The 14,486-nt window shown below is 66.8% G+C and carries 15 protein-coding genes, 1 tRNA gene and 1 other RNA gene; 11 read left to right on the top strand and 6 right to left on the bottom strand.

Annotated features, from left to right (window positions below; all coding sequences use genetic code 11):
* Window positions 1-33 precede the first annotated feature (33 nt).
* Entirely contained in the window at window positions 34-1,317 is a 1,284-nt protein-coding gene (locus FA87_RS11765) for an Nramp family divalent metal transporter (protein WP_043694737.1), read from the top strand.
* A gap of 14 nt (window positions 1,318-1,331) precedes the next feature.
* Here FA87_RS11765 and FA87_RS11760 read toward each other — a convergent pair whose 3' ends face one another.
* Window positions 1,332-2,285 (bottom strand): NAD-dependent epimerase/dehydratase family protein, encoded by a 954-nt coding sequence (locus FA87_RS11760; protein ID WP_043694733.1) that lies wholly within the window; start codon window positions 2,283-2,285, stop codon window positions 1,332-1,334.
* Window positions 2,286-2,374: 89 nt separating this feature from the next.
* Between FA87_RS11760 and FA87_RS11755 the strand changes: the two genes are divergently transcribed.
* Complete coding sequence (locus FA87_RS11755; RefSeq protein ID WP_043694730.1) at window positions 2,375-3,298, top strand: LysR family transcriptional regulator; 924 nt, start codon at window positions 2,375-2,377, stop codon at window positions 3,296-3,298.
* 17 nt (window positions 3,299-3,315) lie between these two features.
* On the top strand, window positions 3,316-3,720 hold the full coding sequence (locus FA87_RS11750; protein WP_036112131.1) for a DUF6165 family protein: 405 nt from the start codon (window positions 3,316-3,318) through the stop codon (window positions 3,718-3,720).
* Here FA87_RS11750 and FA87_RS11745 read toward each other — a convergent pair whose 3' ends face one another.
* Window positions 3,721-4,797 carry a glycosyltransferase family 9 protein gene (locus FA87_RS11745; protein ID WP_239709079.1) on the bottom strand — a complete coding sequence of 359 codons (1,077 nt, stop codon included), beginning with the start codon at window positions 4,795-4,797 and terminating at the stop codon, window positions 3,721-3,723.
* 43 nt (window positions 4,798-4,840) lie between these two features.
* Between FA87_RS11745 and FA87_RS11740 the strand changes: the two genes are divergently transcribed.
* From FA87_RS11740 to FA87_RS11710, 8 genes are all read left to right on the top strand, one after another.
* The gene (locus FA87_RS11740) at window positions 4,841-5,569 is read left to right on the top strand and encodes a 3-deoxy-D-manno-octulosonic acid kinase (protein WP_043694727.1); all 729 of its coding nucleotides are present in this window, start codon (window positions 4,841-4,843) and stop codon (window positions 5,567-5,569) included.
* On the top strand, window positions 5,566-6,324 hold the full coding sequence (locus FA87_RS11735) for an MBL fold metallo-hydrolase (RefSeq protein WP_043694724.1): 759 nt from the start codon (window positions 5,566-5,568) through the stop codon (window positions 6,322-6,324). The genes FA87_RS11740 and FA87_RS11735 overlap by 4 nt, the downstream gene beginning before the upstream one ends.
* Before the next feature lie 80 nt (window positions 6,325-6,404).
* Window positions 6,405-6,495, top strand: a tRNA-Ser gene (locus FA87_RS11730).
* Window positions 6,496-6,725: 230 nt separating this feature from the next.
* Window positions 6,726-6,822: signal recognition particle sRNA small type (gene ffs / locus FA87_RS20410), an RNA gene on the top strand.
* 76 nt (window positions 6,823-6,898) lie between these two features.
* The gene (dnaX, locus tag FA87_RS11725) at window positions 6,899-8,596 is read left to right on the top strand and encodes a DNA polymerase III subunit gamma/tau (RefSeq protein ID WP_043694722.1); all 1,698 of its coding nucleotides are present in this window, start codon (window positions 6,899-6,901) and stop codon (window positions 8,594-8,596) included.
* Window positions 8,593-8,916: a YbaB/EbfC family nucleoid-associated protein gene (locus FA87_RS11720; protein WP_036112141.1), complete on the top strand. Its 324-nt coding sequence runs from the start codon at window positions 8,593-8,595 to the stop codon at window positions 8,914-8,916. Before dnaX ends, FA87_RS11720 begins: the two co-directional genes overlap by 4 nt.
* Before the next feature lie 19 nt (window positions 8,917-8,935).
* Window positions 8,936-9,538, top strand: a complete 603-nt coding sequence (gene recR / locus FA87_RS11715; protein ID WP_036112145.1) for a recombination mediator RecR — start codon at window positions 8,936-8,938, stop codon at window positions 9,536-9,538.
* Between the two features lie 16 nt (window positions 9,539-9,554).
* The gene (locus FA87_RS11710) at window positions 9,555-9,899 is read left to right on the top strand and encodes a histidine triad nucleotide-binding protein (protein WP_036112147.1); all 345 of its coding nucleotides are present in this window, start codon (window positions 9,555-9,557) and stop codon (window positions 9,897-9,899) included.
* A gap of 59 nt (window positions 9,900-9,958) precedes the next feature.
* Here the strand turns inward: FA87_RS11710 and FA87_RS11705 are convergent, their stop codons facing one another.
* From FA87_RS11705 to FA87_RS11690, 4 genes are read right to left on the bottom strand one after another with little or no spacing between them, the layout of a single operon-like run.
* Complete coding sequence (locus FA87_RS11705) at window positions 9,959-10,555, bottom strand: Slp/YeaY family lipoprotein (RefSeq protein WP_043694719.1); 597 nt, start codon at window positions 10,553-10,555, stop codon at window positions 9,959-9,961.
* 42 nt (window positions 10,556-10,597) lie between these two features.
* Window positions 10,598-12,589, bottom strand: coding sequence for a DUF3488 and transglutaminase-like domain-containing protein (locus FA87_RS11700; RefSeq protein WP_043694716.1), 1,992 nt, complete (start codon window positions 12,587-12,589; stop codon window positions 10,598-10,600).
* Window positions 12,586-13,542 carry a DUF58 domain-containing protein gene (locus FA87_RS11695; protein WP_043694713.1) on the bottom strand — a complete coding sequence of 319 codons (957 nt, stop codon included), beginning with the start codon at window positions 13,540-13,542 and terminating at the stop codon, window positions 12,586-12,588. Before FA87_RS11695 ends, FA87_RS11700 begins: the two co-directional genes overlap by 4 nt.
* On the bottom strand, window positions 13,542-14,483 hold the full coding sequence (locus FA87_RS11690) for a MoxR family ATPase (protein ID WP_043694710.1): 942 nt from the start codon (window positions 14,481-14,483) through the stop codon (window positions 13,542-13,544). The genes FA87_RS11695 and FA87_RS11690 overlap by 1 nt, the downstream gene beginning before the upstream one ends.
* Between the last annotated feature and the right edge of the window lie 3 nt (window positions 14,484-14,486).

Below are 14,486 nucleotides of genomic sequence, written 5' to 3'. Positions count from 1 at the left end.
CTCTTTTTGTCGTAAGTCCCGCGGATTCATCGCATGCTTGATCAGGTAAGACAGCAGAATCCCGACCCGGCGATGGTCGACGTCCTTTCCGGACGCCGCCGTGGCCTGTCCGCGCTGCTGCCGTTCGCGGGGCCGGCGATGGTGGTCTCGGTCGCGTATATCGATCCGGGCAACTTCGCCACGAATATCCAGGCGGGCGCTCGCTACGGCTATGCGTTGCTCTGGGTGGTGCTCCTGGCCAATCTGGTCGCGATGTTGTTCCAGAGCCTCTCCGCCCGGCTGGGAATCGTCACGGGCCGCAATCTCGCGGAGCTCTGTCGGGATCGCCTGCCGAGACCGCTGGTCTATCTGATGTGGGTGGTGAGCGAACTGGCGGCGATGGCTACCGATCTCGCCGAATTCCTCGGCGGGGCGATCGGCCTGAGCCTGTTGTTCCACATGCCGCTGCTGGTGGGCATGGGAATCACCGGGATCGTCACGTACGCGCTGCTGATGCTGGAAGGCAAAGGCTACCGACGGCTCGAACTGACCATCGGTGCGCTGGTCGGCGTGGTCGGACTGTCGTATCTCGTGGAGCTGTTCATCGCGCCGGTGGGCTGGAAGTCGCTGGGCCAGCAGATTTTCGTGCCGAACATTCCGGACAGCGCCGCCATCGCCATCGCCGTGGGCATCATCGGCGCCACGGTGATGCCGCATGCGCTGTTTCTCCACTCGGGGCTGACCGAGCGTCGGGCGCAGCCGAAGAACGACAGCGAGCGCCGGCGGATCATCCGCCTGTCCAACCTCGAGGTGATCCTGGCGCTGGCCGTCGCGGGCCTGATCAACCTCGCCATGGTGGTGATGGCGGCCGGCGCGTTCCACGGAAGCCATCCGGATGTGGCGAAGATCGAAACCGCTTATCAGACACTGGTACCGCTGCTTGGCGGCGCTGCCGCGACGATCTTCCTGGTCTCGCTGGTCGCCTCCGGATTCTCCAGCTCCGTCGTCGGCACCATGGCGGGGCAGATGATCATGCAGGGCTTCGTCGATTTTCGCATCCCGATCTGGCTGCGACGGGCGATCACGATGTTGCCCAGCTTCGCGGTGGTGCTGGCCGGCGTCGATGCGACGCGCGCGCTCGTGCTCAGTCAGGTCGCGCTGAGCATCGCGTTGCCGTTCCCGATGATCGCACTGGTGTGGTTCACCAGTCGGCGCGACGTCATGGGTGCCTTCCGCAACGGGATGCTCGTGGTGGGTCTCGCCGCGCTCGCCGCACTGGTGGTGCTCGGGCTCAACGTACTGCTGCTTATGGACGCGTTCGGCGCCGTCTCGCTCTGAATCGGCGGTCCGAATCAGCGCGTCAGAACACCGAGCGCGTCGAGCGTGACCTTCATCGCCACATCGGGCGGCGTGTCACGGTGTTCCGGCAGGAAGGCGCGCAGGCGCTTACCGTCCATCAGCACTTCCTCATTCCACAGGTAGCGCATCTTGCGCACCTCGCGCATCGTCTCGTGAAACGGTGCGATGAGGTTCACCATCCACCAGGCAAACGGACGCATCCGCAGCGACGGCTTACCGGACGCACGACGGATAGCGGCGTGCAGCTCGTCACCGGTGAGGGTGTGTCCCCCGAAGTGGAAGCGTGCAAAGGTCTCGAGTTCGTCCTCGCGATCCAGCAACGCCACCAGGGTCGATGCGACGTCGGGCAGATAGGCCCACGCATGCCGCAGCGCCGGCGGACCGGGATAGCGGATCGCGCGCAGCGGTTTGCCGGGCGTCACGATGCCCTGAGCCAGCCAGTTGTTGCCGCCACCCGGCCCATAGAAGTCACCGCAACGAAGCACGAGGCTGCGTACGCCGTCGCGGGCCGCGCGTTGCAGGTGTCGTTCGACGTCGACGCGGATCTCTCCTTTGCGTGACGGCGGATGCTGCGCGGCGTCCTCGGCGATCATGGGATACACGTCGGGCCCGTAGTTGTAGACCGAGCCGGGCAGCACGATGCGCGCTCCGACGGCATGCGCCGCCGCGATGGTGTTGTCGATCATCGGCAGAACGACGCGCTCCCAGTCCTTGTAGCCGGGCGGGTTCACGGCATGGACGATGACTTGCACTCCGTCGGCCGCGCGAAGCACGTCGGCGGCGACCATGGCGTCGCCTTCGATCCACCGGATGCCATCTCCGGTCTTTCCCATGTGGCGGGTCAGGGCGTTGACGTTCCAGCCCGCGGCGATCAGGGCGCGGGCCGTTTCGCCGCCGACCCCGCCGGTCGCGCCGAGGACGAGGGCAGTGCGCGGGTGCTGGGTCATGGCGGTGCTCCGTTGGGATGGGCAAAGTCTGATGGGTGTGCCCCTGTTCGGGAATTGCGTATCAGTGAACATCTGCTATACGTTTATGTATGGCCAACACCGAGCCCGCCTGGGATCTTTTCCGGTCCTTTCTCGCCGTATTGCGCGAAGGCAGCCTGTCCGGCGCCGCGCGGTCGCTGGACATGACCCAGCCGAGCCTCGGCCGGCATGTGCGGGAGCTGGAGGCGTCGCTTGGCGTTCCGCTGTTCTCCCGCGCATCCCACGGACTCATTCCGACCGATGCGGCGCTGGAGTTGCAGCCTCATGCGGAGGCCATGGCTTCCGCGGCCGCCTCCGTGCTCCGGGTCGCTTCGGGCACGCGTGAGGCATTGCACGGCGTGGTGCGCATCACGGCCAGTGAGGTGGTCGGCGTCGAGATCCTGCCGCCGATGCTTGCAACGTTCCGGCGCGCGCATCCCGGCATCGTCATCGAGCTGTCGACCACCAATCGCATCGAAAATCTGCTGCGTCGGGACGCCGATATCGCCGTTCGCAGCGCGATGCCCGAGCAGGACGCGATGGTCGCCAGGCATGTCTGCGACATACCGCTGGGCTTATACGGTCACCCTGACTACCTCGCTGTGGCTGGCGCGCCCGAACGCGTCGCCGATATCGTCACGCACGCGCTGATCGGTTACGACGAGGAAAAACCGTACATCCGCGCATTGCGGCCGGCCGGTGTCCCGTATTCGCGCGAGCATTTCGCGCTGCGCACGGATAACGATCTGGCCGCGATGGCGGCGATCCGCGCCGGCTTCGGTATCGGCTTCTGTCAGGTGCCGTTGGCGCACCGCATGGGCCTGGTACGCCTACTGCCCGACGAGCTCGAGGTGCGCCTCCCGATCTGGGTCGTCATGCACGAGGACCAGCGCAAGAGCCGTCGTGTCCGGGCCGTATTCGATCATCTCGCCGCCAGCCTCGCCGCCTTCGGGGGCGGCCCTGCGGATGCAAAACTGCTAACCTCCGGCGCCTGACCGACCGGAGATTTGCCATGAGCCTTATCCAGACCCCCGTTTCTTACGGTGAGCTGATCGACAAGATCACGATCCTCCAGATCAAACTGCAGCAGATCAAGGACGCGGCCAAGCTGGCCAATGTGCGAAACGAGCTCGAACTGCTCGAGGCCACGTGGAAGAACGACAGGGCCTCCGGGACCGACATCGCCGACGAGACGTCGCGCCTGCTGGCCGTCAACCAGCGCCTGTGGAAGATCGAAGACGACATCCGCATGAAGGAGCGTGCTCAGGCGTTCGACGACGAATTCATCCAGCTCGCCCGTTCGGTGTACATCGAAAACGACGAGCGCGCGGCGATCAAGCGCGAGATCAACACGAAGCTGGGCTCGACGCTGGTCGAAGAGAAGTCGTATCAGGACTACCGCGCGCCGCAGGCCTGATCAGGCGAGCGGCAGTTTCAGGAACGCCGCGCAGGCCTCGAAGCGGTCTTTCATGTCGGCGACCTCGACCAGGTCCATGACGCCGGCTTTCTCGATCTTGGTGCCCCAGGGTATTTCGGACGCCGGCTTGCCGAGGAACTTGCGCGACGCCGCGTCGTATCTGTCCACGCACCAGCGACGGTCCGAGTAGGGGCCGGAGCGGTGCGGGTTGCTGGCGGCGTGCAACCCCAGGACCTTCGTGCCCACCGCGTTGGCCATGTGCATCGGGCCCGAATCCGGCGTGAGGATCATGGCGCTGCGTGCCAGCAGGGCCATGAAACGCTTCAGCGTGTCCTTGCCGGTCAGGTCCAGCGGGGCCGCCTCGGTCGCCGCCAGGATGCTGTCCGCCAGCGCGCGCTCGGGGTCCGACGGACCGCCGACCAGTGCGACACGCATGCCGCGCGCCATCGCGTGGTCGATCAGGGCCGCGTAGCGGTCGACCCGCCAGTTACGCACCGTGTGGCTCGACATCGGACTGACCAGCAGGGTCGGCGCGTCGCCGGGCAGCTGTTCGGCGGCCCACTCGTGGGCGTCGGCGGGCACGGGAATGTCCCAGCGCACCTCCGTCTGCTTCAGGCCCAGCGGCTCGATGAAGCTGGCCATGGCGTCCAGGACGTGCTCCCCCGTGCGGGCTTCGATGCGTTCGTTGACGAAGAGCCCGTGCAGGTCCTTGGAGCGGGCGTGGTCGTAGCCGATGCGGCGATCGGCTTTTACGGCCAGGCTCAGCAGATTCGAGCGCAATGCCACCTGCATGTGCAGCAGGGCGTCGAACCGGCGTCCGGCCAGCGCCTGGCGTACCTCGCGCATGCCTTCCCGGCCCTTGCCCTTATCGAAGGTAATGAACTCGACGCCCGGAAAATCGCCCACGAGCTTGCGCTCGAGCTTGCCGACGAGCCACGTCAGGCGCGTGCCGGGCGACTTTTCCTGCAGTGTGCGGACCAGCGGAATCACGTGCGTCACGTCGCCGATGGCGGAGGTACGCAGGATGCAGAGGCTGGAATCTCCCGACGGGAGTGGGCGGCTTGGTAGACTGGACACGATCGGAGTACCGGATGAGTGGCTGCGTAAGGGCGGCCGACGAATGACAGAGCAACGAGTCAAGGAGAGCGCGGGCGGGACGATTCTGTTCGACGCCACCCGTGTATCTCAAGTCGACGCACCCTGGTTCTCGCCCGACTACTGGCGCGAGCGGGGTGCGCTGCGCACGCAATCGGGTGGGCGGGGCGGTGTCGCGGTAATCGATACCCCGGCCGGCGAAGCCGTGCTTCGGCATTATCGCCGCGGTGGTATGGTCGCCCGTCTGCTCGGCGATCGCTACCTCTTTACCGGCCGCCGCCGCACACGCAGTGACCGCGAGTTCCGTCTGCTGGCCGAACTGGAGCGCCGGGGCCTGCCCGTGTCGCCGCCGGTGGCCTCACGCTTCGTTCGTCAGGGCTTCCGTTACTCGGCTGACCTGATCACCTTGCGCATTCCTGCCGCCGCCACGCTGGCCGAGCGCCTTCAGGATGGCGCCTTCAATGCGGCGCTGGCGGGACGGGTCGGCGAGCTGATCGCCCGGTTCCACCGGGAGGGCGCCTGGCATGCCGACCTCAACGCGCACAACATCCTGGTCAATGCCGATGGTCTCTACCTGATCGATTTTGACCGGGGGCGTCTGCGCCGTCCGTCCCGCGGCTGGCGCCATGCCAATCTGTCCCGCCTGAAGCGCTCGCTGGTGAAGCTCGGCGCGCGCGACGCGGCCGGGGACACCTTCGACGCCGAGCTATGGCCGGCCCTGATCGAACACTACGAACGGAGCCTGCGCGCATGACCTGGGACCTGCATTTCCTCGGAACCGGCGCGGCGCACGCGGTCGAGCTGGGTTCGTCGGCCGTGGTCGTCGAGCGGGACGGCAAACCGCTGCTGCTGGTCGACTGCGGCCCCGATACCCTCGATCGCTACGTCGCCGCCTACGGCACGCCGCCACCGGCGCTCTACGTCACGCATGTGCATATGGACCATGTCGCGGGCATGGAAAGGTTGTTCTTCCGCCTGTGGTTCGACGAAGCCCTGCGCGGCCGCACCCGGGTTTACCTGCACGCCGCACTTTTGCCGTGGTTGCAGGGAAGGGTGGCCGACTACCCGGGCGCACTGGCCGAGGGCGGCGTGAATTACTGGGAGGCCTTCCATCTGCTGCCCTGCACCCGTGGGTTCTGGCACGAAGGCCATTGGTTCGACGTCTTTCCCACCCGGCATCATGTGCAGGGCACCTCGTACGGCCTGGCGCTGCGTGGCAGCTTCGTCTACACGGGCGATACGCGGCCGGTGCCGGAGGCCCTGGCGCTCCACGGTGCGGCTGGCGAACTGATCGCCCACGACTGCGGCGTCATCGGCAACCCGTCGCATACCGGCGTGGACGATCTGGAGCGCGAGTACGCGCCCGAGGTCACCGCGCGCATGGCCCTGTACCACTACGGCAGCGCCGAAGACGGTGAAACGCTGGTCTCACGCGGCTACCGGATCGCTCATCCGGGAGAACGCCTGGCTCTGCCCGAACCGGAGCCGCCGCGTCCCGGTGCCGGCTGAGGCTTGCCCCGCCGCGGCGGGAACGTTATCCTTCCGCTTCTTTGCCGGACAGGACGCCGGGGAAGAGGATGTGCAAGTGCGGAGAGGTGTCCGAGTGGTTGAAGGAGCACGCCTGGAAAGTGTGTATACCCTAATAAGGTATCGCGGGTTCGAATCCCGCTCTCTCCGCCAAATCTGAAATGCGACACCGTTAAAGGTGGCGCAGAGACAAACGAAGCGACACCGTGGGAGCGGGATTTGAACCCGCGCGGGTTCGACAAATTTGTCTGGAACAAATTTGGACGGCGCGTAGCGTCGGCCCCGTAGCGAAGCGGAGGGGTGAGGGCAGGAGCCCGAACAATCCCGCCCGCACGGTTGCAACACCCTGCTTTTAAATTGATTTACCGTCTTTATGGTGACCCTGTCGGTCCCCCCGCGACGATAGTCCGTAAACTCCGCCAGGTCCGGAAGGAAGCAACGGTAGCGGACGACTCGGGTGCCGGGGTGTGGCTGGCAGGGTCATCGCCTTTTCGGGGCTGGGGTGCGCCCGACGCGTGTCCTTGGCACAATCCACTGTCGCCCCAAGGTAATACGCATGTCCTATCAGGTCCTCGCACGCAAGTGGCGCCCGCGCAAGTTCGCTGAACTCGTGGGACAGGAGCACGTGGTCCGCGCGCTTACCAACGCGCTCGACTCCGGTCGCATGCATCACGCCTATCTGTTCACCGGCACCCGTGGTGTCGGCAAGACCACGATCGCCCGCATCTTCGCCAAGTCGCTCAACTGCGAGCGCGGCGAGTCGGCAGACCCGTGCGGCGAATGCGCGGTCTGCACGGCGGTGGATGCGGGTCGCTTCGTCGACCTGCTCGAGATCGACGCGGCCAGCAACACCGGCGTGGACGATGTCCGCGAGGTGATCGAGAACGCGCAGTACGCACCGTCCCGGGGGCGCTTCAAGGTGTACCTGGTGGACGAGGTGCACATGCTCTCGAAGCCGGCGTTCAATGCGCTGCTGAAAACGCTGGAAGAACCGCCCCCGCACGTCAAATTCCTGCTCGCGACCACGGATCCGCAGAAGCTGCCGGTGACCGTGCTGTCCCGCTGCCTCAAGTTCAACCTGAAGCGGCTGCTGCCGGATCAGATCACGGGCCAGATGCGCCACATCCTCGGTGCCGAAGGTATCGAGTACGACGACGAAGCCATCGGCGAACTCGCGCACGGCGCGGACGGCTCGCTGCGCGACGGTCTGTCGCTGCTCGACCAGGCGATCGCCTACGGCGGCGGCGCGGTGCGTGCGGACGATGTGCGCGCCATGCTCGGCAGCGTCGAGCGCGGCCAGGTGCTGGGTGTCCTCGAAGCGCTGGCGGCCGGCGACGGCGCCGCGTTGATGGGCGAAGCCGAGCGCATCGCGTCGTTCTCTCCGGATTTCGCCGGCGTGCTCGACGATCTGGCGACGGTGCTTCATCGCATTCAGCTGATCCAGCTGGTGCCTGGTTATCGCGAAGAAGAGAGCGATGCCGGCCTCGCCGATATCGCCTCGCGCCTCGCGCCTGAAGACGTCCAGCTGTATTACCAGATCGCCACCACCAGTCGCCGCGAGTTGCCGATGGCGCCCGACGCGCGCATCGGTTTCGAGATGGCCTTGCTGCGCATGTTCGCCTTCCGTCCGACCGACGGCGGTGGAACCGTGGCGGCGGCCGCCATGGCACGTGCACCCGTTTCCGCGCCCGCGGCGCGCCCGTCCGCACCAGCGGCGGCAGCGGGAGCGGCACGCCCTGCGGCTCCGGTGCCTCCGGCTGCCGCTCCGGCCACCGCGCGGGCTCCGTCGCGTCCGGCCGCAGCGCCAGCGCCTCCGACGCCGGAACTCGCCGCGCCCCCCCGGCCGATCAGCATCGGCGCCGATGGTCTGCCGGACTGGCACGACATCGTCGAGCGGGCGAACCTGCGTGGTCCGATCGGCCAGCTGGCGCAAAACTGCTCACTGCGTGAGGTGGACGGCGAGAGCATGGTGCTCGCGCTGCAGCCCCAGCACATGCATCTGGCGGTCGAGCCACTGACCAGCCAGATGGAAGAAAAGGTCTCGCGCGCGCTCGATCGCCGCGTGCGCTTCCGCTTCGTCGCCGACCGGGGCAACCTGGGCACGCCGGCGGAGCGCAGGGCGCAGGCGGCCAGCGACGCGCAGGCCAGGGCGGAAGCCTCGATGGATGCCGACCCCCTTGTACAGGCGCTCAAGCGCGACTTCGACGCGCGCGTCATTCCGCAATCGATCAAACCCGTGGAGCCAGGAACGTGAAAGGTCAAATTGGTCAGCTGATGCAGCAAGCGCAGCGCATGCAGGACGAAATGAAGCGTGCACAGGACGAACTCGCCAAGACGGAAGTCACCGGCTCCGCGGGTGGCGGCCTCGTCACCGTCACGATGACCGGTGGTCACGAAGTGCGCGCCGTCCATATCGATCGCCAGACGTTCGCTGACGATCCGGAGATGGCCGAGGATCTGGTCGCCGCCGCCGTCAACGACGCGGTCAACAAGATCGCCGAGATGAGCCGCACGCGTTTGGGTGGCGTCACCGCCGGCCTGAACCTGCCTCCGGGCATGAAGCTCCCGTTCTGACGGATCGTCCGACGACACGATGAGTAACGGCTCCCGCCTTCTCGGCGAACTGATCGACGCGCTGCGCTGCCTGCCGGGCGTCGGTGCGAAGAGCGCCCAGCGCATGGCCTTCCACCTGCTCGAACGCGAGCGGCAGGGTGGCCTGCGCCTTTCGTCCGCGCTGGAGTCGGCGATGCGCGATGTGGGCAACTGCACGCGCTGCCGCAATTTCAGCGAGACGCCGGTCTGCTCGCTGTGCGCCAGCGCCACGCGCGACAAGCAGGTACTGTGCATTGTCGAGTCGCCGTCCGATCTCGCGGCCATCGAACAGGCCACCGGCTTTCGCGGTCACTACTTCGTATTGCTGGGACGGCTGTCACCCCTCGACGGGCTGGGTCCCGACGAGCTCGGGCTGCCGTTGCTCGCCGAGCGGCTGGGGGAGGGCGAGATCGAAGAAATGATCATCGCGACCAACCCGACCGTGGAAGGCGAAGCGACCGCCCATTACATCGGGCAGCTGGCGAAAGCCGCGGGTATTCGTGCCACGCGCCTGGCTCATGGCGTGCCGCTGGGTGGTGAACTGGAGTTCGTCGACCGTGGCACGCTCGCTCACGCATTCGGCAGCCGGCAGTCGCTCGGCTGATATCCAGGGAAACCCGATGACCGACACCATTTTCGCCAAGATCGTCCGCCGCGAAATCCCCGCCGATATCGTCTTCGAAGACGATGACGTGCTGGCCTTCCGTGACCTCAACCCGCAGGCGCCGGTGCACGTGCTCTTCATCCCGAAGCGCGCCATCGCCACGCTGGACGATGCGACCGCGGGCGACGCCGAGTTGCTCGGAAAACTGCTGCTCGCCGCGGCGTCCTACGCCCGCGACCAGGGCCTGTCGAAGGACGGCTATCGCACCGTCATCAACACCAACACGCACGGCGGCCAGACGGTCTTCCACATCCACGTCCACCTGCTCGCCGGCCGCCAGATGCACTGGCCGCCGGGCTAAGCAGAACGGCAGGTACAAAAAAGCCGGCACATGGCCGGCTTTTTTGTGGGTCGCGATACTCAGCGAGCGCGCGGCGGCGGCGGGGGCCGCACGATGATCGTGCGCGGGCGGTAATAGAACGGATCGCCCCACGGACCGTAGCCGTACGGGCCAAAACCCGGGCCCCAGCCCGGACCCCAGAACGGGTCGTAGAACCCCGGACCGTAGCCACGGTTGATCGGCACGCGCTTCGGCCAGAGGTAGACGACGTCTGCCTCGACGCGGGGATAGGCGTAATCGAAGTCGCCCACCTTCTGCGAGACGGCGCCATGCAGCGTGCCGGTGACGGTGATTTCGCGACCGCGGGTGAACACCTCGGGGTCGTAGAAGCCGTCGCGGCAGGCGACGAAGCGGCCCTGGCTATCGGACTTGCTGGCCGTCGGCCGGGCTTCGCTGTCGAGCGGCTCGGAAAGCACGAAGAAGCACGTCTGCTGCGGACCCGGCTCCGTCTTGATGATCTCGCCGCCCCAGCGCACTTTCGCGCCCGGTGCGCCGCCCTGCTGGGCGCCCGAAGTGGATACGTCGTTGAACTGACCCTGCAGCGGCTGCGGCACCGTGGCGCAAGCGCCGAGAGCCAGAGTCGCGGCCGCGATGGCCAGCGGTTTGTACATGGACATGACACATCTCCTGGAAGCGCCGGACACAGTCGGCGCCATGACCTATTTGACCACGCGGCGCGGCCTTAATTCCTTCACCGCACGACTGAATTCACTTACTGATTCAGGCGGCGGTTCGTCATTGGCATAACGCGACCGCAAGTAGACCTCGCTCAACCTTTCCAATGCATTTCGATGGTCGGGCAGCGCGCGGGCCGCGCGAGCCATGAAATGCTTCGGTCCTTCGCCTGCCCGTCGTGTCACGCCGGCCTTTTCGAGTTTCCTCTGTAGCCGGCGCATCCACACATCCAACTCATCGCCTTCACGTCGCTGAAACAGCGCCCATCCCAGGGCGACCACGACCAGCAGGGAGCAACCGATGGCGAGGACGATCGCCAGGTCGCCGACTTCCGCCCGGCGAATGCCGAACGGCTGCAGCAGGCCCTGCTGACGGAGCGAGTCGAATCCGTTAACGGCCTGGTTCCACCATTGGTTGACCACATCCCAGCGATCTCGCGCGCTTCGCCACCACGCCGCGTTGAAGAAACTGTCGCCGCCGTCACCTACGGCCGCGGCGGCCGCGGCACCCAGCGTGACGCGTTCGGGGCGTACGGCGCCGGTCGGATCGAAACGAACCCAGCCGCGTCCTTCGAGCCAGAGTTCCGTCCACGCGTGTGCGTCGGCCCGACGAATCAGGAGGTAGTGTCCGAGCGCATTCCAGTAGCCGCCCTGATAGCCGGTGACCACGCGCGCGGGGATGCCCGCTGCGCGCATCAGAAAGGTGAAGGTCGACGAATAGTGCTCGCAGTAACCCTCGCGGGTGCCGAACAGGAAATCGTCGATGCGGTCGCGTCCCAGTGGCGCCGCGGCCAGCGTGTAGCGGAAGCCGCCGTCGTGAAACATCGCCAGGGCGGCCTGGGCGATCGCGGTGGGGTTGCCGCCGAATTCCGCGACCCACGCGGCCGCCTGCGCCCGCGCACGTGGCCCGACGTTCGCCGGAAGCTGCAGGTTGGCGCGACGGGTCTGCGGGTCCAGCGTCGCATCGAGACGGTATTCGCCGGTTGCCGTCGCGTCATACGTATAGGTCTTGTCGAGTCGCTGATTCGCGAGCGCGGTCCGATCGCTACGCATGCTCGCATCGGTGGGCGCGGTCACGGGCATATCGAGCATGGGCAGCACCCGCTCGCGCGTCGGCTCCAGCGTGACCCGATAGTGGAACCGCGCCGATCCCTCGAGGACGCTGTCATCGCGGCGGAGAAATCCCGGACTCCATGCCTGTCCGTCGAAGCGCGTCATCGTGAAGGCGCGGAAGTAACGCGAGCTGGCAATCGGGACGGGCCCATCGAAGCTGACGCGCATCGCGGGTGTGTCGTCGGTAAGCACCTCGGCCATGTCGCCGGGTGCCATACGGTCCGACAGTCCGGTCGTGGCCCGGTCCATCGTCGGCGCCCCCCAGAGGGGTGAACTCAGGCGGGGAATGAAAAGGAAGGCGAACAGGGCGAGGGGGATCGACACGACCAGAGCCAGAAGCACCGGCATGACCTCGACGCGCAGGTGCATGCGTGCGGGCTCCACTTCCTCCACCGAGCGCAGCGTCATCACGGCGGGCACGATGCCCAGGGCGACGATCAGCGTCGCGACGATGCTCTGGTCGAACAGCAATGCGCTCATCAGCGCGAACGCGGCGAAAGCCACGCCGACGCGCGCGTCGCGCAATCGCTCGCTCTCCATCAGTTTGAGCACCAGCAGGCCCACCGCGAACGCGCTGCCGGGCTCGCGTCCGAACAGGGTGCCGTAGGTGGAAACGATGAGCGCGAGCAGCAGTCCGATCAGCGGGACCTTGATCCAGACCGGTGGATGACGACCGCCTCGGCGACGTTGCTGCCAGCGGGCCACCAAAACCACAGCGAGGCCAGCCGTCAGCCACCAGGGCAGGTGCGGCGCGTGGATGCCGACGACGAACGCCATGGTGAGGCAGAGCAGGTCGAACGATCGGGGCGCGAGGCGGGGCTCGTCCGACGGGCGTGCACGCAGCGAAGGGCGGAAGCCGGTCATGGGCGCAGCGCCAGGGCGGTCATGCAGCGGTGGTAATGCTCGTCACCCTGTGCCACGTCGAAATATCCGTCCGGCAGGCGAAGGCTCCAGCGACGGCCGGATTCGCGAGCCTCGTCCACCCAGCGGGCCAGTCGGGAGATCCGCGACTCGTCGTCGAGTCCGTGCATGCTGTCCCAGTCCAGTCGCCAGTCTTCCTGTGGCGCGGGCTGTTCCAGATCCTTGACCAGCAGGGAGTGGTGCCGGGCACTCAGTTTCCAGGCGATCAGCCGGCGCGGATCGCCGGCACGATATTCGCGCAGCGAAGCGAGTTCGTCGCCGGGGCGGGGGCGACCGCGGTCCGCATCGCCCTGCGGTTCGAAAGGTGTCGGACCCATGCCTTCGGGGCGCGGATACACGAGCACGGCCCGATCGGGATTGAGCCAGCTCCAGACACGGAACATGCCCAGAGGCCAGCGGCTGTGCAGTCGCATGCGCGGCAGCGGCAACCAGCCGCGAAACTCGGTGGGCAGGTCGAACTCCACCGTCGCCGCTCCGCCTGCCGGTACGACCACCACGTGTTCCCTGCCTTCGACATCCAGGCGCACAGCCATGCGCTCGCGCTGCGATGCGCCGATATCGAGGAAGACACGAACGTTCTCGCCGGCGCGCGCCGTGCCCATCCGCAGACCGCCCACGGTGATGCCGTTGAGCACGCGAAACGCCACCAGCATGCTGCCGGCACTCACCGAGCCGACCAGACAGGTGAGGAGCAGGGCGGCGTTATTGGCGTAGTTCAGCGCGCCGATCAGCATGACGGCCAGCAGCACGGTGAACCCCAGGCCGAAGCCCGTCGGCACGATATAGATGCGCCGCCGGTGCAGCACGATGGGCATCGGCTCGCGCTGGCGCATGCGGGTGAGTGACGGCAGTCGTCGCTCCGCCCAGGCGGTGAGTCGCTGCACCGCGTCGGGCATCAGGGCACCGCGGTCTCGGCGAGAATCGCCCGGGCAATGACCTCGCGCTGGCTTCCCCGTCCGGGCACCAGTCGGTGCGCGGCGGTGGGGACGAACACGGTCTGGACGTCCTCGGGAATGACGTAGTCACGTCCGCTCAGCAACGCCCACGCGCGCGATGCCGCAAGCAGGGCGAGTCCGGCGCGGGGCGACAGGCCGACCCGCACCTCGTTGTGTTTACGGCTGGCCGTGAGCAGGGCCTGCAGATAGTCGAGCAGGGTGCCGGTGACCTTCACCGCCTGGGATGCCGTATGCAACTGGTCGATCGCCGCAATGTCGAGGCGCGGACTGAGCGAGGCCATCATGTCGCGGCGGTCCTCGCCGATCAGCAGTGCGCGTTCGGCGGCGGGGTCGGGGTAGTCGAGGCTCAGGCGCAGCATGAAGCGATCGAGCTGCGAATCAGGCAGAGGGAACGTGCCGGCGAGATCCAGCGGATTCTGCGTCGCGACGACGAAGAAGGGGCGAGGCAGTTCGTGCGTCACACCGTCCACGGTGACCTGTCCCTCGGCCATGGCCTCGAGCAGGGCGCTCTGCGATTTCGGCGTGGCGCGGTTGATCTCGTCCGCCAGCAGGAGGCTGGTGAAGATCGGGCCGGGATGGAAACGGAACTCGCCGGTCTCGCGCTCGTACACGCTGACCCCGATAATGTCCGAAGGCAGCAGGTCACTGGTGAACTGGATGCGCTGGAACTCGAGGTCGAAGGTGGCTGCCAGCGCATGAGCGAGCGTGGTCTTGCCGACACCCGGCACGTCTTCGAGTAGCAGGTGTCCTCCGGCGATCAGGCAGGCAAACGCCAGCTTGACCTGTCGTGGCTTGCCCAGAAGTACGCCGTTGACCTGTGCGAGGGCGCCATCGAGTCGATGGCGCAGCATTTCATCGTTGAGTGGATTCGTTGCGGACATGAT

Source organism: Luteibacter sp. 9133 (genome assembly GCF_000800155.1).
Lineage (GTDB): Bacteria > Pseudomonadota > Gammaproteobacteria > Xanthomonadales > Rhodanobacteraceae > Luteibacter > Luteibacter mycovicinus.
This window is presented reverse-complemented; position numbering and strand designations above follow the sequence as displayed.

What these genes read in the sequence shown, in the direction of transcription:
- FA87_RS11705 (WP_043694719.1), bottom strand. Translation starts at nt 10,555, where the DNA reads ATGTCCATGTACAAACCGCTGGCCATCGCGGCCGCGACTCTGGCTCTC.
- FA87_RS11755 (WP_043694730.1), top strand. Translation starts at nt 2,375, where the DNA reads ATGGCCAACACCGAGCCCGCCTGGGATCTTTTCCGGTCCTTTCTCGCC.
- recR (WP_036112145.1), top strand. Translation starts at nt 8,936, where the DNA reads ATGAGTAACGGCTCCCGCCTTCTCGGCGAACTGATCGACGCGCTGCGC.
- FA87_RS11695 (WP_043694713.1), bottom strand. Translation starts at nt 13,542, where the DNA reads ATGCCCGACGCGGTGCAGCGACTCACCGCCTGGGCGGAGCGACGACTG.
- FA87_RS11710 (WP_036112147.1), top strand. Translation starts at nt 9,555, where the DNA reads ATGACCGACACCATTTTCGCCAAGATCGTCCGCCGCGAAATCCCCGCC.
- FA87_RS11760 (WP_043694733.1), bottom strand. Translation starts at nt 2,285, where the DNA reads ATGACCCAGCACCCGCGCACTGCCCTCGTCCTCGGCGCGACCGGCGGG.
- FA87_RS11750 (WP_036112131.1), top strand. Translation starts at nt 3,316, where the DNA reads ATGAGCCTTATCCAGACCCCCGTTTCTTACGGTGAGCTGATCGACAAG.
- dnaX (WP_043694722.1), top strand. Translation starts at nt 6,899, where the DNA reads ATGTCCTATCAGGTCCTCGCACGCAAGTGGCGCCCGCGCAAGTTCGCT.
- FA87_RS11765 (WP_043694737.1), top strand. Translation starts at nt 34, where the DNA reads ATGCTTGATCAGGTAAGACAGCAGAATCCCGACCCGGCGATGGTCGAC.
- FA87_RS11700 (WP_043694716.1), bottom strand. Translation starts at nt 12,589, where the DNA reads ATGACCGGCTTCCGCCCTTCGCTGCGTGCACGCCCGTCGGACGAGCCC.
- FA87_RS11740 (WP_043694727.1), top strand. Translation starts at nt 4,841, where the DNA reads ATGACAGAGCAACGAGTCAAGGAGAGCGCGGGCGGGACGATTCTGTTC.
- FA87_RS11690 (WP_043694710.1), bottom strand. Translation starts at nt 14,483, where the DNA reads ATGTCCGCAACGAATCCACTCAACGATGAAATGCTGCGCCATCGACTC.
- FA87_RS11735 (WP_043694724.1), top strand. Translation starts at nt 5,566, where the DNA reads ATGACCTGGGACCTGCATTTCCTCGGAACCGGCGCGGCGCACGCGGTC.